Raw genomic sequence first — 22,659 nt, 5'->3', positions numbered from 1 at the left:
GTTATCAACGCTTGTATTACGGATACGCATTGACGATTATCATTGCGATGACGATTTCGACGAGCTACTGGAACCTGGTGACGAGTGCATCGTTCCAAAATATCGCAAAAGTCTTAAGTCAATTGAATCAAGTCATCGAATTAACGATGTTTTTCGTCTTCATCGCGGAACTGATTATTTTGTTTTTCAGTATCCTGTTCATCTATGCGACGACGTATACGATGCTTGAACACCGTAAAAATGATTTACGCGTCATGCGGACGCTCGGGAGCGGATTTTCGCACTTTTTAAAGTACTTCCTCATTGAGGTTCTCCTTGTCGGCGGATTAGCGATTTCGGCGGGGCTGTTGCTTGGAGTCGTCTTGACGAAACTGATGTTGCTGGCAATCGAAAAAGTGATGTTTTTACCACGACTCGATATTGAAATCTCTGCACTGTCGTTTTTAGTACTCATCGCCGGGGCACTCCTTGTTCTCTTAACGGCGACAGTACTCGCCATCTATCGATTCCGTCCGGATCGCCCCATTCGGAAACGTTCAACATGGAGACGCCGCTTTCGTATGTCGCTGCGCGTCCTGGCGATTCTTCTGCTGTTCTACGGGTATGTATTAGCATTCGTCCAACAAACCGGATTTGTTTTGTTGTTTCCATTCGTCATTTTTATCGGTTCCTTTTTCATTTGCCGTTATGTGTTACCGACGTTGATGAAACTGTATCGTCCCCGGACGTTGTCGTTACGTAAACTCATCCTTTCTGAAATTGCGACACAGCTCCGAACGAATAGCACCCTCGTTGCCCTTGGGACGATTTTGACGTCATGTGGACTAACGGCAGTCGGGCTCGTCTTCATCTTTCAAGTAGTCGGGTTAGACTTATCTTCACAAAATCATTTTGGACTCGTCTATTATGAAGAGTCGAAAGAGCAGTCCGAACGCTTGCAAAAGATTGAAGAGACGATGGAAGCGACATTCCCGGAAAAATATCAGCAGGAAGTTCGTCTGAAAAAGAAGGGGACACGTTACGTGTTGCCTTTATCCGACTACAATCAATTATTAAACGAGCTAGGACAGAAACGACGCGAGCTGAACGACCGTGAGGCGCTTCAAATTCCAGCCCGTCCCGTTCAGTTAAAAGAACAGACACCGACGATGGAAAAAGCGCGACAGGCGATGGAACAAGCTGGATACAGATTAGTAACCCCGGCTAAACACCGCCTCTTGTTCGGTTATAACTATCGCATCGAAACGCTGTTTGTCATCAGTGATCAGCGCTTCAACGAACTGGCACAGCCCCTCGCCCGGATTCGTGTCTTTGAAACGCCAGCCTATCGGGATTACGGGACAGGGGCTTGGGATGACTGGATGTCAATCGTCCGGGAAATTCAGTCGAAATCGAAGATGACTAACGAAGCGGCGGCGCCGTATCAATTAATCAATGAAACAGAAGATGAACTCGATGGGATTCGGATTGTCCGTCTCGTCTCATTCGTCGTCATTTTACTGACAGTCTGGCTCTTCGTCATCAACGCGAGTTTCCTCCACGTCTGGATGCAGATGACGGCCGAACAAGAACAAAAACGATTGAAGACGCTGTTTGCCCTCGGTTTCGATCGTCGGAGTGTCCGAACGTTTTTACTTGTGAAATATGGAGCGGTCTTAATGATTCCATACTTGATTTCCGTATTTCATGCCTGGTTGTTGTTCCAAGCCATCATTTCCGAGGCGGGTCTTAAAATGGGTCCCTTGTTCGGTGTTTCCTTGATATGGATTGGAATCGTCACGTTTTGTTATATCGGAAGCATCTTCCCGCTCTGGGTTCGGTACCCACGACACCTGCTTCAAAAATCATGCGAAAGTTCGATGTATCCGATACCGGATTCAAGGGTATGATAAGAGCATAGCGAGGAGGGAGAATATGCTGGATCATTCACCATATCGAGGGTACGGGGACCGGATTCGGATTTTGCGGGAACGCGCCGGAATCTCGATTGATCAGTTAGCAGATAACCTGGGTGTCGCACCTTATTTCATTCGACGAACAGAATTAAGTGAGGTCTACCCGACGAAAGCCTACATCGAGTCATTAGCAGAAGTTTTACAAATCGATTCGAGTTATTTGGCGCGGCATATTTGGACAGGGGAATCGTTGAAGTTCGTCATGCAGGACAGCACACCACTCGAGGAAATGCGTTTAGCGTACGAGCAGACACTGGGTCAGGATGAGTCCGTCATCGAAGAACAACTCGAAGAACGGATGCGGATGTTTGACTTGATGTATGATGATGACGTGAAGCGAATTGAACAGACGATGAGTACGACGGAACAGCGAATCTTTCACGAGCTGGTCGAGTCGGTCATGGAGGCCGGAGAGCTTCGTCGGGAAGAAGCGCGGGGGACGTTTGAGATGTTCGAGGATAAACTCCCCTCGATGATTCAACTCGACGAGTATTTAGATCGTTTGACTGAGGGAGAGACGACCGAGCGAACGACGTGTTACACCCAGTATAGTAATCAGATTGAACGAATGCGCTATCATCGAAAGTGATGCGAAGTCGTTTCATTAAAAATGCCGCCCCTTCCTGAAGAAGAGGCGGCATTTGTTTTATGATCGTCGTGGAACTTGGTGATGAGAGACTCGGCTTTTTTGACGTGTCCGCCCGATGATGAAGCCGATGATTGCGTTCGCGATGACGAGAACCCATCCGACGTATCCAAAGTTGAGCGTCAAGCTACCAAGCATAGCTTGCCATTTGAAGACCATCATGAAATCTCCACGGATCACAAACCGAGCGATACAAACGAGTAACACCGTCGTGCCGGCGATGAAGATTCCCATCCAACTTCCGAAGAGGCGGGATGATTGAATGCGGATAGCGACGAACGACCAGAAAAATAGACTGACGACAAACGTCATGCCACCATAGGCAAGGACGAGCTTCCACGTCTCGCTCGCTTGTGGAAATTTCGTAAACATGACAAGAGACGAGACGATGGCGGCAGCGGTGAATAAAATAGCTGCCCAAAAACGAGACCGCATAACGTAGTTCCTCCTAAAGTTTTTCTCACTTAACGATAGCGGAAACGTCTCATCTTGTAAACCACTACTGACGACCACTTAAAATACGTCGCAGTTGCTTGAGCGGGTTCGATCCATAGAACAGCACACCGCCTCGATAAAATTTCGTTCCGACGAACAGGGCAAGGGCGATGCTTACCCCCATTAAGCCGATGGATAAAAGGATTTGCCACATCGGGACGTCCGTCAGCATGACCCGTAAGAACATCAACATCGGGGTGAAGAACGGAATGAATGATAAGACGACGACCGCTTGATTTGTTGGAGCGTTTAAACTAAAAATGGAAATCATGAACGCGGCTACAATCAGCATGATAACGGGTATCGTTACTTGCTGTGCATCTTCGACCCGACTGACGAGTGAACCGAGTGCGGCGAGCAACGTTGCATAAAGGAAGTAGCCGAGTAAGAAGAATACAAATAAGTAGACAACTGTTTGAATGCTTAAAGAGTCGAGTGATAGTTGGTCAAACAAGCTGCTTTTTTGTCCACTGTAGTAACCAACGCCAACAAGCAAAGAAAGTTGAATGATGCTGACCGTTGCAATGGATAAAATTTTTGCAAGCATATGTTGAATCGGACTGGCAGCAGAGATTAACAGCTCCATGACACGTGATGATTTTTCATTGGCAATCTCGGTTACAATCATTCCGCCATAAATTACAATCGTAAAATACATTAAGAACAGCAAAACATACACGAGGGCAGAAGCGGCAAACAGTTCGTCCTCATTTTTTCCGCCAGTGGATGTTAACTCTTGTTTTGTTGTAATAGGAGCAGCCAATGCGGCGAGAATCGCAGGATCAACATTTGATTCAGAAATGATTTTTTGATCACGAACCAGTTTTAGTGCCGTTGACAGTTGAGTTTTCAGGGATTGTTCCGGACTCTCACTAATTAATGTGACAGCGTAAGGATCGCTCGTCATCAACGCAACCACTTCATATGTGCCGTCTTTAACGGCATCTCGTGCTTCCTGTAATGAATAATCTTTCTGATCGATTTCGGATTTTATCCCACTTTCTTTTAGAACAGGAACGATGTCCGCATCCAGTGAACTGACAACAGCGATTTTAGGTTCGTCTCCTGCAAACCAGTCAATGATTCGTTCGATATTCGAAAATCCAATCAAAAAAACAATCATTAAAGCGGTTGAGATAAGAAAACTTTTTGCCCGCAATTTTTGTAATAAACTAAAGCGATACAGGGTCATAAATTTACGGTTCATAACGTTTTCCGACCTCCTCGATGAAAATGTCCTGTAGGGAGAGTTGATCCCAGACGAAACGTTCGACGTGGAACCCTTCTGTAATCAAATGGCGAAGTAATCCGTCGGCGGCTTCTTTTGATTCGACTTGGAGCGTGTAGCCGGTGCCTTCCGTTTCGACCTGTAAAATACCAGGCAGTGCATCCCATAACAATGGTGGGGCATCGGTTGCTAACAAAACACGCGTTTTTCCGTAGCCTGCTTTGATGTCTGGTAAGTAACCGGCGACAACAGGTTTTCCGTGATCTAAAATCGCGACATGTTCGCATAATTCTTCGACATGATCCATCCGGTGACTTGAGAAGACAATCGTCGTCCCGTCCGTCGTCAGTTTCCGGACCGCTTTTTTAAGTTGTTCGACGTTGACAGGGTCAAGTCCGCTGAACGGTTCATCGAGAATCAACAGATCCGGCTTGTGCAGGACGGCAGAAATCAATTGGATTTTTTGCTGATTCCCTTTTGAAAGCTGTTCGACACGCATCTTTTCATATTGAGGAATTTGAAAGTAATCCAACCACGCCACTAGAGATGCTTTAGCCTCTTTACGCCGCATCCCACGAAGCTCGGCTAAAAAGATTAATTGCTCGTCCACCCGAATCTTTGGATAAAGACCGCGTTCTTCTGGTAAATAGCCGATTTGCGAGAGGGGGATGGCTTTTCCTTTCCAGGTGATTGATCCTGTCGTCGGCTGTAAGATACCGAGCAACATCCGGAACGTCGTCGTCTTTCCGGCACCATTCGCGCCAAGTAATCCGAAAATCTGTCCTTCCGGAACTTGAAACGATAGCTCATCGACGGCTGTAAAATCGCCGAACTGTTTTGTAATGTTCTGTAGTTCTAGCATGTGAACCTCCTTGGTAGACTAAGTAGTCACTTCTCTTTACATTGTACCCTTACGTTAAAACTGGTTAAAGGTTCCATTTTTAAAATTTATATAATTGAGCATTTTTGTTTACTTTTAGTAATTTAGTTACTATTATTATATTAAGGATAAAAGGGAGTAACTAGGTAATCGTCATGAAAGCGCAACGGACAATCCTGGTTTTGCCGTTGATGAAGCATTCGAAGCACTCGGTGAAGACTTAAAGTTGCCGGAGCAATTTGAGGCGCACCGGACGCAAATCGCGCAACATGCCGCACCAATCACAGTCAAGAAGGGGAGACTCGTATGATACATCTTTTTGAACAACCTAAAAAACAAGGCGCACCGATTTTCTTGCTTCTCCATGGCACGGGTGGATCGGAACAAGATTTAATCGGACTCGTCCAATTGCTTCATCCAGATGCCGGTTATCTCTCCGTTCGTGGAGCAGTCACGGAAAATGGGATGCCGCGTTTCTTTAAACGCTTGGCAGAAGGCGTCTTTGACGAAGCCGACTTAGCCTTACGGACAAAAGAATTGATGGCATTTATCAAAGAAAAAAGTGAGACGTATCAATTTTCCGTTCAGGAATTAATTCCCGTCGGTTACTCGAACGGCGCGAATATCGCAGCGAACATGATGTTTGAAGAAGCGCTGTTCGCACAAGCAATTTTGCTCCATCCGATGGTACCGCGTCGTGGCATCCCGTTGCCAAATAGTGAAGGCGTCAACGTCTTCATCGGAGCGGGGGCAAATGATCCGATTTGTGCCGCAAGTGAGACGGAAGAACTAAAAGCACTATTTGAAGGTGCCGGAGCGCATGTCGACGTGACATGGTCAAACCACGGACATCAGCTCGTCATGCCGACGATTGAAAGCGCGGCATCCTGGTTAAACAATCAATTGACACAATGAAAAAAGCATCGAGAACTCAAGGGGCAGAATCCTGAGTTCTCAATGCTTTTTTCTTAAGCTGGATGGTCACTTTTCGGACGAGAATAAACAATCAAGATTCCTCGCTCAACGAGTTGCATTGCGAGTGTCTCTTTTGCTTCTTCAGAAATTTTCGTCTGTGTGATATGTTTGTACAGGTGCCGTAGTTCGCGACGCATCGGTTTGCGGACGAGCCACATGCTGTCGATGATCGAACACCACGTCAGGACGGTTTCTTGACCGATATAGAATTGCTTTTGCCGATTGAGATAACGAATCCACCATTCATCGCGAAGCATTTTTAAAGTAACGCCGGTAACAAAGACGATCAGAAATGTCAGTGGAATTGTTTCATACAAAGGAAGACTTGTCAGGACATCGCGAAGTCCTGTGACTAAGCTGAGCATCATCCAACCAATGAGCCCGATGACGAGCCAATAACCAAAGTTGAGTGTACTTCGTCGTTGCATCATGAGTTTCGGTTTCAAGAGTGGAGTGGCCATCAGAATCACCTCCTTGTGAAATAATCGAATTTTCTGACAATTTATAGTTGTCTTTCTACTATAGTTACTTTTTCCCTAAACGTCCAGTCATTAGACATGGAAAATGTGTTTCTTTCTTGACGATTTTCGTGTACGCTAAAAAAAGAAAGTGAGCGGTTACATTAAAGGAGGAAAACAAATGGTGGATCAAGTCGTTTGGATCGCGGTTGGTATCGTCGCAATCGCTGTGTTCACAGCTTCAAGCGTTGCTGCGTACATGGGCGTTAAAAATCAAGAAGACTAAGAATTGGTCAGGCATCAGCCTCACCGAATCTTTACAAGCTCAAAGGACGATTCCGCTGTCGGAATCGTCCTTTTTAGATTTTCGAATACAATCAAAGCCAACCGAATGACAAGCGCATCATTCGGGTCGGCCGAGTAGAGCTTATTTATTTTCCGTCACATCTATCTTTTCTGCATACGGTTTTAAGGCATCGCTCCACCGCAAGTAACCGCCACCGACGAGGTGCAACCCATCATACGTCATCCGATTTTGGAGGTATCCTTGATCGTTCGTCAAGACCGGCCGTAAATCGACGAAGTCGGCATCGACCGATTCTGCGAGCTGCTTCAAATTACGGTTCAACGCTTCGACTTCACGGTTGACCCGGACGGAGTCGGAATATTTCGGTGCGACGGGGACCGTTGACTGGATGACGACGTCGATGTTATTTTTTCGGAGTGTCGTCACGATCGTCGTCATATTCTCTGTAATCTTAGAGACGGGTGTGAAGTGCCGGATGTCATTGATACCACCCATCACGAAAACTTGTTTTGGTTCTAACTCAAGAATTAGGTCAAGTCGTGTCAAAAATCCTTCCGTCGTATCACCGGGAATCCCGAAATTAACGATCGATGAATCATTCATCAAAATCCGCCAGTCACCAAAATGTGTCATCGAATCACCTAACATGACAGCATTCGGAGATTTTGGGTATTGATAAGTATGGAAGAGACTATTCAATCGGACATAGTTGGAGTTTTTTGTGTATTGGAATGTCGTAACCGGTTTCGAACTCATTGCAGGGAAGACGTCTTCGATTAAATCAAGTGGTTTACGTCCGAACAGTAGTGCAAGGAGAACGATGTTTATGACAACCGAGAGAATCAATAGTGCTTTTTTCATAAAACAATCGTTCCTTTCAGAGGAGTATAAGGGGTAGTGTAACATGAATCGAAATCCATGGTTCGACAATATTAAAGGATTTCTTGTCATTTTCGTTGTCATCGGTCATATGCTGACTGATATTCGGTTCGACTATGATGGCAAGGTACTCGAGACGGTCTATTTAATTATTTATTCGTTCCACATGCCATTGTTCATCATTTTGAGTGGCTACTTCTTTCGCGAAAACAAGTACTTACGGGTGATTCAATTATTTGCCGTCTATTGTGTCTGGCAAATTTTAATCGGGTCGTGGGCAACCTTTGGGGAAGGGTTACCCTTATTTTCCGGTCAAAATATCGGGACGCACTTGTTGCGTCCGTACTGGGCGCTTTGGTATTTGTTCGTCATGGTCGTCTGGTACATTGTCACACCATACGTCGTGCACTTGAGAGGATATATCTGGTTCGGTTTAGCGTTCGCCCTGTTATACGGCTTCGAACTTGAGAATACAGGATTCCTGGCATTACGGAAGTTAATCATGTTCTATCCGTATTTCTTATTAGGGAACTATCTCTCGGAACACGAGTTTATCCGGATTTTCGAGATGCCGAAAAATTTCAAACGCCGGATGAACGTCCGCTTACTGGGCGGACTCGCGTTCACTTCCGTCGTCGGTTTTTTATTGTTTCAAGCCTGGCGGGATACACCGCAAGAAGTCGTCGATCTTGCAAATGCCTTTAAACACCGTTTTCCTTACGTCGAACAATATGATAGCGATGCCTGGGTCGGGGTACTGAAGCATAGCGTCATCTATTTCTTATCGATCACGGCGTCACTCGGGTTCATGATGCTTGTGCCGATGCGCAGGCTTCCACTCGTGACCCGGGCAGGGGAGCTGAGTCTCTACGTTTATCTTTTACACGTCTTCTTCGTCATGGCTTGGCGACAATATGTAACGGGTGCATTTGTAACAGAACCTTGGGTCGCCCTGTTGATCATTTTTGGCGTTGCGATTTTAATCGTCGGAATCATCGTTCACCCGGCAGTTGTTCGGATGTTACGCCCATTGATTGAAATTGACATCCGTCCGATTGTCGAGAAGCGGGAAGACCTTTCAAAAAAAGGTTAAATGCTATACACTTTAAAGTAGATGGATTAATAGATGAAGGGCGTGGAAAGTATGTCATATAACTTAAACAACGCGGATGGTGTCGTAAACGTTTCTCAGCAGGTAATCGAGGTCATCGCCGGAGTTGCAGTCAAGGAAACAGAAGGTATCGCATTTACGCAAGATGATTCGAAACTGCAAGAAAAACAAATGGTCAAACTCGTTAAGGTCGAAGATGTCGGAGGCGAGATTACGGTCAGCCTGGCTGTTCATATCAAGTATGGTATGTCGATCATCAAGACAGCGGGTAAAGTGCAAGAACGGATTGTGCAAGACATGGAAAACATGTTGGCATTCCCACCGAAAGCAGTCGACGTCCGCGTCATCGGATTGTTAAAAGGATAAAAAAGGAACGAGGCGCTTCGTCAGTGGACGAGGCGCCTCGTTGTTGATTAGGGGAGGTAGCGGAGGGCGAACGTTTCAGTTGCCTTTGCCGAATAGTCAAACTGGAGGCGAATGGCATATTCGCTCGTTGAAAAAACAGATACAGCGGGGTGCTCGCTCTGCGCAAGCGTCGTTTCTCCGGTCACGAGTTCGAATGCCAACTGATCGAGTGTCAAAAGCTGATTACTTGGATTACGCACTAAGACAATCGCTTCAACGGAAGTCTCTTTTTTTAGAATCGATACCGGAAGGAGCGACCAACCGTCTGTCGGAGGAATCGGGTGAGAAAAAGCGATTTGGCGGATCCGTTGGCGTTCAGTCTCCGAGAAGGACGAATCAATCAGCACATCGGTCAACAATTCGTTCGAAAAGACAAGTTGGACCGGATCAGTAAGTGAATCCAGATCGACAAACACATCTTCTTCCGCAAACTCAAGCCAAAGCGGAATTGTTACCATTGGTAAAAGGACCGGTATCTCCTCGATACTAAGCGTTTTCCGGGCAATCAACTGGTCGCCGGACAGTGCAAGAACGACTAAATCATTCAGCTGGAAAGCTTGGTCAAGTGTATTTTGGAACAAGGCAATCAAGCGCAACGGCTTGTTTTCTAACCTTTGGAAGAGGTGGATTGCCATTTGACCAGGAGCGAGTCCAGGTAGTTGTGCCGCGACGTAGCGGAAGACATACTCATCTTCTTTGACGATTGGCATATCGTCCGTGAAATAGAGCGCAGGTTGAATAACCGGTGAATCAGTCGACGGTTGCATGAAGCATTCCTCCTTCAGTCGTAACACTTTCGAAGCGACAAAGACTAGAGACAATCTGTTTTTCAAAAGTAGAAATCGCATAAGTGAAGTAGTCCATTCCTTCCTGTTCAAAGATACGAACAGGTTGTTCCTGCGCATAACCGCGAAGATGAATCCCTTCCTTCAATGAATTCATCGCCGTTAAGTGACCCGTCCACTGTTCATCGAGTGCGAGCAGCATGAAGCGACGTGCTGTTTCTTCATGTGACGCAAGATGGTCTGCCATCGTGGTCTCGGTCTCTGCAATGAGTGGAGTCAATCGTTGTTTCATTTCTTCACGCGATTCGACGCGCTCGAGCAGGACCGGTTGTTGGACGAGCTGTTCAAGTTCCGATGTCAGTAATGCCAGTGGCCATTCTTCTGGAACGAGCGCGTCATGGAGATGCTCATCGACTAAGGCATGAATGACACGAGCAGCAAAGGACTGGACGAACCCTTCAAGTGACTCGGACTCAACAATTTGATTGCGAAGACGATAGATCGCGAGGCGTTGCTCACTGATGACATCTTCTAGCTGGACGAGTTCATCACGGACGCTCCGGCTGACGGATTCACATGTCTCCTGCGCATAGCACATCAACTGACGCGCCTCTTTTAACGTGACAGGACCTGCGACATCGGGAAGCTTTTTTTGAACACGGGTGAGGCGGTCTTTTGCGAAGCGGCGGGGAAGCTCGTCTTCGAGTGATAAATAGAAGCGCGTCAATCCTGGATCACCTTGGCGACCGGCCCGGCCGCGAAGTTGATTATCGATGCGGACCGACTCGTGGCGTTCTGTCCCGATGACCAACAATCCACCTTGCTGTTTGGCAGAGGCATCGAGGACGATATCCGTTCCACGACCGGCCATGTTCGTCGCAATCGTAATCCGGCCGGCTTGTCCGGCTGACTCGATGATTCGGATTTCTTGATCAACCGTCTTTGCATTCAAAATCTCATAAGGCAACTGTTCGCGCTCCAGGACGTGAGCGACTTTTAGGGATTGTTCGATTGAAGTCGTCCCGATCAATACGGGTTGTCCTGTTTGATGTGCGAGTCGTGTTGCCTGTGCGATGGCCTGATATTTTTCCTGACGCGTCAAAAAAAGGACGTCTGGTTCATCGATTCGGATTTTCGGGCGATTCGGTGGAATCGATACGACATCCATCCGGTAAGTTTTCAGGAACTCATCGCGTGAGGTCGACGCGGTTCCCGTCATACCCGAAACATGACGGTAGAGGCGGAAATAATGTTGAATCGTGATTTGGGCTGTCGTCCGGTTTTCTTCAGTCACGGTAACATTCTCTTTTGCCTCGAGTGCTTGGTGTAGGCCGTCAGATAAACTGCGCCCTTCCATTAAGCGACCTGTGAATAAGTCGACGAGGGCGATTTTATCATCTTTGACGATGTAGTCGATATCGCGTGTCAAGACGACATGCGCGCGAAGTGCCTGGATGACATAATGAAACAAGACAGCATGTTCTGCCGCAAAGAGTTGATCGACTCCGAACGTTCGCTCAATCGTCTCGATGCCTTGGTCGGTTAAGGCAACCGCTTTGATTTCATCGTCAAACGTATAATCTTCCTCTGGCTGGAACGCTTCGATGACACGACGGACGAGTTGTTGGAGCGCTTCGTGAACGGTGTCACGTTCCGCCATGATGAGAGGGGTTTTAGCTTCATCAATCAAGATGCTATCGACTTCATCGATCAGAGCAAAGCGGAGAGGGCGTTGCAACCGGTCTTCTTTGCGCATGACGAGATGGTCGCGAAGGTAATCAAAACCGAACTCCGTTCCGACTCCGTATGTAATATCGGCAGCGTAGGCGGCTCGCTTCTCGTCAAATGATAAGTCGGAATGATTGATGCCGACCGTCAGTCCTAAAAAGCGATGGATTTGTCCGATTTGTTCCGCGTCACGGCGGGCCAAATATTCATTGACGGTGATGACATGGACGCCTTGCCCGTACAGACTCTGTGTAAAACTGGCGAGCGAAGCGACGAGGGTTTTTCCTTCCCCGGTCGCCATCTCGGCGATATGTCCTTCAAGTAGCGATAGGCCACCAATCAGCTGGACATCGTAATGGCGGAATCCGAGCGTCCGCTTACTCGCTTCCCGAACAAGCGCAAATGCAGTCGCAGTAATCGCTTCGACCGACTCACCCGTCTGAAGACGTTCTTTTAAAGAAACGGTTAAGCGGCAGAGTTCGTCATCGGTCTTCTGTTGCATTTCCGCTTCTAGACTATTGATCGACAGGACGATTTTTTCATAACGTCGCATCCGACGGCTCTGTTCGTCGAGTAGTTGTTTGACACGTTGAAACATACTGAGTCACTCCTTCAATTCCGATTCTAAAACTAACCTGATTATACCAGTTAAAAAATGTAAAACGAATAGTAAAGAGATAAATAGAGAAAACATTTATGCTTATTTGAAAGCGTTATCAATGCAAACTAATTTTTCCTGATAACTTCAAAAGGTCTAAATGAAGAAATTTTTGATAACGCTTGCAAAGAGGTGTATGAAGAGGTAAAATATTTCTTGAGGCAAGTGCAATCGTTTGCGCAAATCATTCGATTTCTTGTCTTTCATGTACGATGGATGAAAGGATGGATGTCGGATGGCACCAACGATTGAAGCGGTTATTTTTGACTTAGACGGCGTGATTACCGATACAGCCGAGTATCATTACTTAGCGTGGAAGCAACTCGGAGAGGAGCTTGAAATTTCGTTCGACCGGGATTTCAACGAAACACTTAAAGGTGTAAGTCGGACCGATTCGTTAGAGCGGATCTTGGCGCTCGGTGGAAAGCAGCATGCTTTCACGGAAGCCGAGAAAAACGCGCTTGCGACGAAAAAGAACGAGCACTACGTCGAGTTGATTCAACATATCTCAGAACAAGATCTTCTTCCGGGAATTATTTCGTTCTTGGATGAAATTCGGGCTGCTGGGCTGAAAATCGGTATGGCGTCGGCTTCGAAAAATGCGCTGACGGTCGTTGAGGCACTAAAGGTCCGACACTATTTCGATGATATCGTCGATGCGGCAACAGTTGCTCAGTCTAAACCACACCCTGAAGTGTTTTTACGGGCAGCTGAAGCGCTTGACGTCGACCCGAGTCGCTGTATCGGTGTAGAAGATGCAGCAGCCGGTATTACGGCCATCCACGCGGCAGGCATGTATGCTGTCGGCGTTGGACCGGAAACGACGTTACATGAGGCAGACTATCGTGTCGATTCGACAGATTTGCTTTCCCTTGAGCAAATCTTAGCTAGTCGCTAACGACAACGTTCCATTCCCTGATGGTTCGTTGTTTCATCTGATTGATCTCTTTTCATGTGAGGAAAAGGACCGCTTCCCTGAGCGGTCCTTTTTGCGTATAGACAAATTAAGCGGTTTTTAATCTTAACGGATGGTGAAAAGTTGCTTTCCTGCTTCTTCTCAAAACAAATTTTTTTCGCAAAATTCATCGGTAGATGGCAATCCTTTTAGCGTGCAGACTGTAGACAAAGTGCTATCAGGAGAAAAAGCGTCTTTATTCGTTGCTTTCCTCGGGCGAGGCGCAAGCCGTTGCTCCTTGGTCCTTACGGACAACGAGCAGGGTCTTGCCTGCCTCTGAACGTGCGTTAAAAACGCACTTTTTCCCGTAGGAGTCAACGAAATATGACGCTTTTTAGCTAATACCGTGACCAAAAAGCCGGGCATGGAGACGTTTTAGAGCGCAATCCGTTTCGAATCGCTTAGAACCGCGAAAAGCAATCGGTCGCGATCCTGCAGCTTTGCTGTAGCGGCGCGGAAGATTGCCGCTTTGAAGACGAGGCGAGACAGGGAAGCGCGAACGGATTGCATCTCGATACCATATGTTTACGCTTTTTAATAGTTTGTCTACACGCTGAAAGGATTGCGCATCGGTAGATGGCAATCCTTTTTTGTGATTGTATGTCATATTTTTTAGTCGGCTCGAAGTGTTGTGGAAAATTAAAGTGTCGCGAGAATTCCATCTGCGATCGCTTGTGCGTAACGTGCCTGGTAGGCAGCGTTCGTTAACTTCGAACGATCCGTGCTGTTTGAAAGGAATCCGAGTTCTGTCAAAACGGCGGGAGCATTCGTGCCTCGGATGACCGCTAAGTTACCAAAATCCACACCGCGATTTCGCATACCGGCATAACTGACCAGCCGTTGTTGAATCGCATTTGCTAATTGAATGGATGTTGATCCGCTATAGTAATAGTTTTCGGCACCGGAAGCGCTCGTAGCGTTTGAGGCATTGATATGGATGCTGACGAAGCGAGTGGTTGCATGCGAGTTCGCCATGACGCTGCGGTCAGTCAATGTCGGATAATAGTCATTCGTATACCGCGTTAATTGTAAATCGACTTTTCCTTCGAGAAGGCTTGCGACCTGACGCGCGACGGTGAGGACGATATCGCGTTCTGTTAGTCCGACCCGTGTAGCACCGGGATCATAACCGCCATGACCAGGATCAAGGACGATCAATGGTCGATTCGAAGGAGCGGGTTGAAAGAGGGTTAAATACATCGACTCGACATAACCGGAGCGTCCGTCCGCTGTCTTGACCGCGACATAACCACGTGTTTTATGTGTACTGTTTGAGACGACGACCGGCGTACCGCGTCCGAGACGAGCGAGTTGGCTACTTGAAGAAGACGGACCGGAGCGTAATGTGACCGTACTACCTGAGCTGATGAGGACATACATTTTTGAACCGCTGTAATCGACGCTCGCCGTAGAAGAAGAGGCGGGAGAAGAAGTCCCTTTTTTCAAGTAAGTACCGATGACATAACCCGTCGATCCGTTATAGGTCACTTTATGCCACGCGCCACTTGTAGATAGCGACTGAACGACTTGAGTTTTCGGAATCGTCAAGATCAGTTTCCCGGATGCACTCGGTGCGGTACGAAGATTTAACCGTTCGGTTGTTGTATAAGCAGTCGTTTTCGATGTTGTCGAAGCCGCGACTTTTTTTAAGTAAGAGCCGGAGACGTAACCGGTTTTGTTACTGTACGTGACTTTGTACCAGTTTCCATCTTTATAGCTTGAGCTGATTTTTTTACCTGTTGGAATCGTCAACAGCCGTGTCGAAGAAGTCGTCGCTGCTTTGCGTAAAGAAAGTGCTGCGGTTGTTTGATAAGTTGTCTTCGCGAAAGCAGTCCCCGTGACGACTTTCTTTAAGTATGTTCCTAGCACGTAGCCCGTCTTTCCTTGATAAGACAGTTTGTACCAATTCCCTTTACGATAAGAGGAGCTGATCTGTGTGTTTTTCGGAATCGTCGTCAACTTTTTCGACGTGGTTGTATTGGATGTCCGAAGATTTAAAGAATCTGTTGTTTTATAAGTCGTTTTCGTAAAAGAAGTACCGCTAGCTGCCGATACTAAAGAAGACGGAAACGCAACCGTGAGTAGAAGCAAAAGTACTAGTGCAAACGACAATATTTTAGTTAATTTGTCCATTAATTTTCCAGTCTCCTTTTGTGTAAAATCAATAGTTAGAACACCTTTACGAATAAAATAAGTGCTTTTGAGATAGTTTAATTTATAATTTATATGTTCCGTTCTAGCTCCTTTCTGTTAATATGAGGTGTAACCATTGTATCGGGTGTTTGATGAAAATATTACAGGATAATTAAATATTTAAAAAAATTATATATTACACAGACAATTTATAGTCTGTAATATTTCAATAAACATACAATTGAAACATAATTGAAATATTTATGTTTAATTTTGGAAGGTAGGGTAAACATGGGAACGAGTGAACACATTTATCGTGAGTTGATGGAGATTGAAGAGGAATACCGCCGTCTTCAACGGCGTGCAGAATACTTGATTGCAGAGTTGAGTCGTGGTGCTGGAGAGTATTCAAAAGAAATCGCCGTAGCACAAGAACGCCCTCTAAAACAACGGCGTGTCAATCAGCGTTACCCGCTTGAAGTGTACGTCCACCAAATCAGTGATTTGATGCGTGAACGTGAATCGATGTCGGCACGTGACATTCAACTGGAACTTGAATTACGTTACCGTCATCAAATCAGTAACATCTATCAATTGATGGCGAAAGTCGAGCAAGCGAACCCGGCGATCAAAAAGGTTGGCCGTGGGATTTATACATATGATCCGTCTGCTGAAGTCCCGATCTTCATGTGAGCCGCTCGTCGGCTCTTTTTTTTTATGATATAATTCGCGCAGGAGCGTGATGTTATTATGTTATGGACTGCGTCCATCGTCTGTTTTATCGCGGCCTTACTGATCACACCCGTCGTAAAACGCTTTGCGATTGCAGTCGGTGCCGTTGACAGTCCGGACGCGCGAAAAGTACATGTGCGAATCATGCCACGTCTAGGTGGTTTGGCGATTTATATCGCGTTCATGATTGGCTATTTTATTTTGCAACCTTCGAGTCCCTATGCGACTCATATTCTAGTCGGAGGATTCGTCATCATTTTGACGGGGGCCTTCGACGACCGATTCCAATTGAATGCCCGTTTGAAACTGATGGGACAAATTGTTGCTGCCGTCATCGTCTTAAATGGAGGTATTCGAATCGAATTCATCAACTTGCCGTTTGACCAGCAACTGTTTCTCGGTTGGTGGAGTGTGCCGTTGACGTTTCTTTGGGTCATCGGGATTACGAATGCCGTCAACTTGATTGATGGACTGGATGGACTCGCGGCCGGTGTCTCGAGCATCGTGTTGTTGACGTTGATCAGCCTCGCTGTCATCCAAGGAAATGTTTACGTGACGATCGTCGCGATTTTACTCTTGATGAGCACGCTCGGCTTTTTGTTCCACAATTTTTATCCGGCGAAGATTTTCATGGGGGATACAGGGTCCTTGTTCCTTGGATACATGCTTGGTGTCTTATCGTTACTTGGTTTTAAAAACGTGACCTTGTTCTCGCTTGCCGTTCCGGTCATCTTGCTCGGGATTCCGATCTCCGATACGTTGTTTGCAATCGTCCGGCGTGTTCTTCAAGGGAAACCACCGTTCGCACCAGACAAAGCCCACCTTCATCATCGTCTGCTCGATCTTGGATTTACGATGCGCCAAGCTGTGCTCGTGATTTATGGGTTGTGTGCGATTTTCGGCATGACGGCGATTTTATTTTCACAAACGAATTCCATCGGGGCACTCGTTTCGTTAATCATGTTATTGATTGTGCTCGATATCTTAGTCGAATCGCTGGGACTACTTGGCGAACGCTATCGTCCGTTATTGAATTTACTCGAACGACTTACATCAAAATGACCAATCAGCCGCTCAAAATTTGATTTTTGGGCGGCTGATTGACGATTAAGGAGACTATTATGAATCCGATAGCGGAAAAAGAACGGATTATTTATTTGGATGTCCTCCGTGGTTTTGCACTGTGTGGGATTTTGCTCGTCAACATGCCGAGTTTTCTCGGGGAACGGTTCGTGTCCGATATGGGACAAGTCGACCGATTGCTCCGGCTTTTCTTTGATTTGTTCATTCAAACGAAGTTTTATACGTTGTTTAGCGCGTTGTTTGGTGCTGGCTTTATCCTCTTCATCGACCGGCTCCGTCAAAAAAAGCGTTCGCTGTGGATTTTTGTTCGCCGTTTGACGATTTTATTTGCGATTGGTCTCATTCATTTATTGTTTTGGGAAGGTGACATCCTCCAAACGTATGCGTTTTGCGGATTCCTTTTGTTGCTCTTCGTCAAAACACGACCGCTGACCAAACTCTTCATCGGTCTTGCCCTCCAACTGTATACGGTCTCTCTCTATCTTTCAATTTATCTCTTTGCTCAATCAGAAGGCGATCGTTCCATCATTGAACCGGACGGTCGATTGACCGATCTTGTTGCCGAACGTGATCTCGGAGGTTATTTCATTTATCATGCGACCGTCCAATTGCCGGATGCACTCGGAAATACGTTGATGCTTTGGCCGGAAATTTTATCTCTCTTTTTAATCGGCGCCTATTTGATGGAACGCTTTTCAGTGCGGCCACCGACAACACGATTACTCATCGTAGGGTTCCTCGTAAGCTTGATTTTGTCACTCCCTGCACTAACGCAAATTATTCGCGTTCACCAAGGGCAGGTTGCAGATGGACTAATCAATTACTTTTTCGTCTGGTTGTCCGGACGAACGCTCGCCATTACTTATGCGACAGCCATCGCCTTGGTTGTTCGGGCCGGCCTGCGAATGGAAGGGTTCCGCTTGCTCGGACGGATGGCGCTAACGAATTATTTGACGCACACACTCGTTTTTACAGTCCTTGTTTTCTTATCCGGGACATACGGCACGATTCCGCTGTGGCAAGGGACGTTAGGAGCTCTCATCTTATTAGCCTGCCAAACGTTTTTCTCGCGTTGGTATTTGCGACACCATCACCAAGGGCCAATCGAAGCATTGTGGAGAAAGGGGACATACGGAAAACAAAAGTCGACTGAACTGTAAGCTGTCACAAAAAATTTACAAACGTTTCGTATACTAGGTGTTGGAGGTGGAGAAATGAGTAGATGGATAGAAATCTTCATCGTCTCTTTGAAGCTCGGCTTGACATCGTTCGGAGGTCCTGTCGCGCATCTCGGATACTTTTATGAAGAATACGTCAAACGAAGGAAGTGGATTGACGAGAAAGGCTACGCCGATCTTGTGGCACTTTGCCAGTTTCTTCCCGGTCCGGCATCGAGTCAAGTCGGGATGGGAATCGGGTTGATTCGTGGTGGCGTCGTCGGTGCAATCATTTCCTTTATCGGGTTTACATTACCGTCGAGTCTGTTATTGATCATGTTCGCACTGCTTGCGACAACTTACGATTTGACCGATGCGGGATTCATTCACGGTCTGAAACTCGTCGCGGTGGCGATTGTTGCCGATGCTGTACTCGGAATGGGGATGAAGCTTGCTGTTGGACCGAAGCGGTTAGCGTTGATGTTGCTTGCGCTTGCAGGTGTCTTAATCTTCGATCATCCGCTTGCGCAAGTCGGTGTCTTACTACTGGCGGCATTGTTCGGATTACTCTTGTTTAAAGTTGAACCACAATCTGGTCAGCCGTTAGCCATTCACGTATCACGCGTGTGGAGCATCAGTGCGCTCATACTCTTTTTCGGTTTGTTAGTCGCGACACCGATTTTAGCGACGGTGGCGACGGGAAACGTGCAGCTTGCAAGCATCATGTACAATGCCGGTGCACTCGTGTTTGGGGGCGGTCACGTCGTCTTACCGTTTCTCAACCAGGCACTCGTACCAGGATTTATGGACGGAACGAACTTTCTGGCGGGGTATGCCGCGGCCCAAGCCGTTCCCGGTCCACTCTTTACATTTGCGACCTACCTCGGGACGGTCATTTCAGGTGTGTCGGGTGGTCTGCTCGCGACATTGGCGATTTTTTTACCCGGTTTTCTGCTCGTGATTGGCGTCGTCCCGTTTTGGGATCGCGTCCGAATGAATAAACAGGTCGGACGGATGTTGATCGGCGTCAATGCAGCGGTCGTTGGTTTGTTGTTAGCCGCCTTATATGACCCGATCTTTACATCGAGCGTCGAGACGGGTCTCGATTTCTTCGTCGCCTTCTGGCTCTTTTGTTTACTTCGTTTTTATAACCAGTCGCCGTTACGCATCGTTTTACTTGGAGCAGTGATTGGAATGGTGTTAAGCGGGATTGGTCTCGCTTAACACAGAGGAGTGTCTAACCGGCCGTTACTTCATCTAGGTATGATACAAACTAAAAACGCCCTGTCTTTCTAATAGACAGCGCGTACAGCGTGTAGACAAACTCTTATGAAGCGTCAACATGCGATAACGAGAGACAATCCGGTCGCGCTTCCCTGTCTCGCCTCGTCTTCAAAGCGGCAATCTTCCGCGCCGCTACAGCAAAGCTGCAGGGTCGCGACCGATTGCTTTTCGCTTTAAAAGCGATTCGAGACAGATTGCGCCCTAAACCGTCTGCATGACTGGATTTCCGTCATAGTGTTACCTAAAAAGCGTCACGTTTCGTTGACTCCTGCGGGGAGAAGTGCGTTTTTAACGCACTTTTAGAGGCAGGCAAGACCCTGCTTCTTGTCCGTTAGGATCAAGGAGCAACGGCTTGCGCCTCGCCCGAGGAAAGCAACGAAAAAAGACGCTTGATCTCCCGATGGCACTTTGTCTACAGCCTGAACGCGCTGTCTTTCTAATAGACAGCGCGTAATCGTTTTGGACAAGGAATGCGAACTTTTCCATATGTGACTTGGATAGGTTTCAAGACGGCATGAGCGAAAAGAATAGTCATAGAAATGGCCGATGATTCCATGAAAAGACAGAATCATCGGCCGTTTGATTGTTGTCGGAGACGTACGACACAAATATTGATTTTGATTTGACTTATGAGTCAGCTCCATTGTTTCCAGTCTTACGCTTGAGGTGGACGAGGGCGATGTCTTGCCGGACGGTCGTCGCGTCTTCGATGAAACCGAATTGATGATAAAGCGCAATCGCCGGCGCGTTCAATTTTGCCGTTGAGACGAACTGCAGATCCTCTGCTGCAAGCGCATGGTGCAGTAAACGAGAGGCGACACCTTGCCGGAAAAAATCGGGTGCGACGAGCAGACGTGTAATCGTCCGATCGGAATACGTCAGGCAACCGATGAGTCCGGATTCGGACGTCAAGACGTAACCGAGCGGAGCTTCTTGCGTCAATTCAGCCGATGTTTGGCGCAAAGGTGGAAAATCGGTCGTACCGATTAACTCCGCCTCTATTTGATAAGCACGTTTTTGTAATGCGAACAACGCCTCAAAGTCAGTTTGCTTCAGTCGACGTATCATCTTTTGTCCCTGAATCGTCAGCCGATGCCTCACTTGCCTGGTTCGTCGGCAGAGCGAGTTGTTCTTTTAACATGTTTTTTGCTTCTTGGAGCGACTCTTCATCCAGCTTGTAGTAATAGCCGCCGTTGATTCGGGCATCCGATCCTTCTAAGTCGATCCGGTTGACGGTCGCGAGTGACTTGACGAACGGCTGCAGCTGGAATGCTTCCGTTAACGACATGTTTGTTTGGAAGTTATCGCCGGTCGCTTGCATCAATTGATTCAACTTTGTGATTGAACCGAGCGAAGTCGATTCATCGATGATGGCTTGTAAAATTTGTTGTTGGCGTTTTGTACGGCCGATGTCACCTTCGGGATCTTCGTAGCGCATCCGGGCATAGGCGAGTGCTTCTTCACCGGTTAATGTCTGAACGCCGGGATCGAGCTTGACGCCGCTCTGTTGATCAGATGAATCGAGTGTGTCGATCGGCAACTTGACGTCGACGTCGACTCCGCCAATTGCATCGACAATCGCGACGACACCATTAAAGTTGATTGAGCCATAATAGTCGATTGGGATATCGAGCAAGTTCTCGACCGTCTCAATCGTTGAATCGATTCCTCCGAACGCATACGAGTGATTAATTTTATCTTCGTAGCCGACAGACGGGATCATGACGAGGGAATCCCGGGGGATACTCAACATGCTGACTTTCTTTTCCGCTTTGTTGAAGGTGGCGACAATCATCGTGTCTGATCGTGAAGCAGTGTCACCAGGACGTTCGTCCGTCCCGACGATCAGGACGGAGAAATGATCTTTCGTCAAATCGACGGCCGCTGGACGTTTTTCTGATTTTTCACCACGGGATAATTTTACTTCTGTTTTGTTGGCTGTTTGAAAGGTTTTATATGCGACGTAGGCGAACGTAGCGCCACCTGTGACTAAGACGATGAGAAATACGGTGACGAAAATCTTAAACCAAGAGCGTTTTGATTTTCGGTTATTAGAACGAGATCGTGTAGAATCCTCCACTGTTCATTGCCCCTAACTTTACTGAATAATTAAAAAACTTTTAAATTCTTTACAAACAGTATAGCAGGTCGAGACAGAATGTCACGTCAGGTCACATCGTGCTCGATGTAGCGAGAACCATTTTCGTGTATCTTCGCTTGCCCATTCGTCAAGTTCGTCATCCACTCGATGAATGGGGCGACATCGTCTGAATTGACGAGGACGTCGATTTGAACATGATCGAGGTAATGGATTTGGTCGATGAGGTGACGCGTCGCCCGGAGTTCATTTTCTAATTTTCCGAGCCATGTGTAATCGACCGTCACTTCAAGGAGGTCGTGGGAAACGCGTTCGATGACGCCGATTGTATTCAATCCTTCTGAGACACTTGTGCCGTAAGCACGGATTAAACCACCGCCACCGAGCTTGATTCCTCCGAAGTAGCGGGTGACGACGACAACCGTATTCCGGAGATTACGTTTTTTCAACACTTCGAGCATCGGAACGCCGGCCGTTCCACTCGGTTCACCATCATCATTCGCTTTTTGAATGTCATTTCGTTCACCGATGACGTACGCTGAACAATTGTGATTGGCGTCATGGTGTTGCTTTTTAATCGCCGTGATGAAGCCCTGTGCTTCTTGCTCAGAGGTGGCACGTGCTAAATATGTAATAAATCGTGACTTTTGTATAATGATTTCATGGAAACCATTTTCTTTTACTGTATAATAATTAAATAATGACAT

Annotated in this window: 21 protein-coding genes; 10 read left to right on the top strand and 11 right to left on the bottom strand. The window is 47.0% G+C overall.

The genetic code is table 11. The features are described from left to right. Window positions 1–11: 11 nt before the first annotated feature. Both A0126_RS12265 and A0126_RS12260 read left to right on the top strand, forming a co-directional pair. Window positions 12–1,889, top strand: a complete 1,878-nt coding sequence (locus tag A0126_RS12265) for an ABC transporter permease (RefSeq protein ID WP_239456756.1) — start codon at window positions 12–14, stop codon at window positions 1,887–1,889. Between the two features lie 25 nt (window positions 1,890–1,914). Then, complete coding sequence (locus A0126_RS12260) at window positions 1,915–2,544, top strand: helix-turn-helix domain-containing protein (protein ID WP_088837819.1); 630 nt, start codon at window positions 1,915–1,917, stop codon at window positions 2,542–2,544. Window positions 2,545–2,601: 57 nt separating this feature from the next. On the opposite strand, the gene A0126_RS12255 is transcribed toward A0126_RS12260, so the two are convergent. From A0126_RS12255 to A0126_RS12245, 3 genes are all read right to left on the bottom strand, one after another. Next, window positions 2,602–3,036: a hypothetical protein gene (locus A0126_RS12255; RefSeq protein WP_088837818.1), complete on the bottom strand. Its 435-nt coding sequence runs from the start codon at window positions 3,034–3,036 to the stop codon at window positions 2,602–2,604. Between the two features lie 64 nt (window positions 3,037–3,100). Then, the gene (locus tag A0126_RS12250) at window positions 3,101–4,303 is read right to left on the bottom strand and encodes an ABC transporter permease (RefSeq protein WP_088837817.1); all 1,203 of its coding nucleotides are present in this window, start codon (window positions 4,301–4,303) and stop codon (window positions 3,101–3,103) included. Next, window positions 4,293–5,186 (bottom strand): ABC transporter ATP-binding protein, encoded by an 894-nt coding sequence (locus A0126_RS12245; RefSeq protein ID WP_088837816.1) that lies wholly within the window; start codon window positions 5,184–5,186, stop codon window positions 4,293–4,295. The genes A0126_RS12250 and A0126_RS12245 overlap by 11 nt, the downstream gene beginning before the upstream one ends. A 324-nt stretch (window positions 5,187–5,510) precedes the next feature. Here A0126_RS12245 and A0126_RS12240 point away from each other — a divergent pair, with 324 nt between their 5' ends. Next, window positions 5,511–6,119, top strand: a complete 609-nt coding sequence (locus tag A0126_RS12240) for an alpha/beta hydrolase (RefSeq protein WP_088837815.1) — start codon at window positions 5,511–5,513, stop codon at window positions 6,117–6,119. 53 nt (window positions 6,120–6,172) lie between these two features. Here the strand turns inward: A0126_RS12240 and A0126_RS12235 are convergent, their stop codons facing one another. Next, on the bottom strand, window positions 6,173–6,640 hold the full coding sequence (locus A0126_RS12235) for a hypothetical protein (RefSeq protein WP_088837814.1): 468 nt from the start codon (window positions 6,638–6,640) through the stop codon (window positions 6,173–6,175). Between the two features lie 424 nt (window positions 6,641–7,064). Continuing rightward, the gene (locus A0126_RS12230; protein ID WP_088837813.1) at window positions 7,065–7,805 is read right to left on the bottom strand and encodes an SGNH/GDSL hydrolase family protein; all 741 of its coding nucleotides are present in this window, start codon (window positions 7,803–7,805) and stop codon (window positions 7,065–7,067) included. A gap of 43 nt (window positions 7,806–7,848) precedes the next feature. Between A0126_RS12230 and A0126_RS12225 the strand changes: the two genes are divergently transcribed. Next, complete coding sequence (locus A0126_RS12225; protein WP_088837812.1) at window positions 7,849–8,916, top strand: acyltransferase family protein; 1,068 nt, start codon at window positions 7,849–7,851, stop codon at window positions 8,914–8,916. Window positions 8,917–8,967: 51 nt separating this feature from the next. Further along, on the top strand, window positions 8,968–9,300 hold the full coding sequence (locus A0126_RS12220; protein WP_235195173.1) for an Asp23/Gls24 family envelope stress response protein: 333 nt from the start codon (window positions 8,968–8,970) through the stop codon (window positions 9,298–9,300). Between the two features lie 47 nt (window positions 9,301–9,347). On the opposite strand, the gene A0126_RS12215 is transcribed toward A0126_RS12220, so the two are convergent. After that, complete coding sequence (locus tag A0126_RS12215) at window positions 9,348–10,106, bottom strand: SLAP domain-containing protein (protein ID WP_088837810.1); 759 nt, start codon at window positions 10,104–10,106, stop codon at window positions 9,348–9,350. Continuing rightward, window positions 10,090–12,450, bottom strand: coding sequence for a preprotein translocase subunit SecA (secA, locus tag A0126_RS12210; protein WP_088837809.1), 2,361 nt, complete (start codon window positions 12,448–12,450; stop codon window positions 10,090–10,092). Before secA ends, A0126_RS12215 begins: the two co-directional genes overlap by 17 nt. A gap of 295 nt (window positions 12,451–12,745) precedes the next feature. Between secA and pgmB the strand changes: the two genes are divergently transcribed. After that, complete coding sequence (pgmB, locus tag A0126_RS12205; RefSeq protein WP_088837808.1) at window positions 12,746–13,408, top strand: beta-phosphoglucomutase; 663 nt, start codon at window positions 12,746–12,748, stop codon at window positions 13,406–13,408. 696 nt (window positions 13,409–14,104) lie between these two features. Here pgmB and A0126_RS12200 read toward each other — a convergent pair. After that, on the bottom strand, window positions 14,105–15,598 hold the full coding sequence (locus A0126_RS12200; protein WP_088837807.1) for an N-acetylmuramoyl-L-alanine amidase: 1,494 nt from the start codon (window positions 15,596–15,598) through the stop codon (window positions 14,105–14,107). A gap of 291 nt (window positions 15,599–15,889) precedes the next feature. Here A0126_RS12200 and A0126_RS12195 point away from each other — a divergent pair, with 291 nt between their 5' ends. Genes A0126_RS12195 through chrA form a run of 4 tightly spaced genes read left to right on the top strand, consistent with a single transcriptional unit; the run spans window position 15,890 to window position 19,794 of the window. Then, window positions 15,890–16,291 carry a Rok-like winged helix domain-containing protein gene (locus tag A0126_RS12195; protein ID WP_088837806.1) on the top strand — a complete coding sequence of 134 codons (402 nt, stop codon included), beginning with the start codon at window positions 15,890–15,892 and terminating at the stop codon, window positions 16,289–16,291. A gap of 57 nt (window positions 16,292–16,348) precedes the next feature. Beyond that, complete coding sequence (locus tag A0126_RS12190) at window positions 16,349–17,392, top strand: glycosyltransferase family 4 protein (protein ID WP_088837805.1); 1,044 nt, start codon at window positions 16,349–16,351, stop codon at window positions 17,390–17,392. Window positions 17,393–17,451: 59 nt separating this feature from the next. Further along, window positions 17,452–18,573, top strand: coding sequence for a DUF418 domain-containing protein (locus A0126_RS12185; RefSeq protein WP_088837804.1), 1,122 nt, complete (start codon window positions 17,452–17,454; stop codon window positions 18,571–18,573). A 54-nt stretch (window positions 18,574–18,627) separates the two neighbouring features. Further along, window positions 18,628–19,794, top strand: a complete 1,167-nt coding sequence (gene chrA / locus A0126_RS12180; protein ID WP_088837803.1) for a chromate efflux transporter — start codon at window positions 18,628–18,630, stop codon at window positions 19,792–19,794. Between the two features lie 687 nt (window positions 19,795–20,481). Here chrA and A0126_RS12175 read toward each other — a convergent pair. The 3 genes from A0126_RS12175 to A0126_RS12165 form a co-directional block, all read right to left on the bottom strand. Further along, window positions 20,482–20,922: a GNAT family N-acetyltransferase gene (locus A0126_RS12175; protein WP_088837802.1), complete on the bottom strand. Its 441-nt coding sequence runs from the start codon at window positions 20,920–20,922 to the stop codon at window positions 20,482–20,484. After that, window positions 20,897–21,934 (bottom strand): LCP family glycopolymer transferase, encoded by a 1,038-nt coding sequence (locus tag A0126_RS12170; protein WP_088837801.1) that lies wholly within the window; start codon window positions 21,932–21,934, stop codon window positions 20,897–20,899. Before A0126_RS12170 ends, A0126_RS12175 begins: the two co-directional genes overlap by 26 nt. Window positions 21,935–22,020: 86 nt before the next feature. Next, entirely contained in the window at window positions 22,021–22,659 is a 639-nt protein-coding gene (locus A0126_RS12165; protein ID WP_088837800.1) for a YigZ family protein, read from the bottom strand.

This window comes from Exiguobacterium sp. N4-1P (assembly GCF_002214325.1).
Note: the sequence above shows the minus strand (reverse complement) of the source record. Positions and strands in the feature narration are given on the sequence as shown.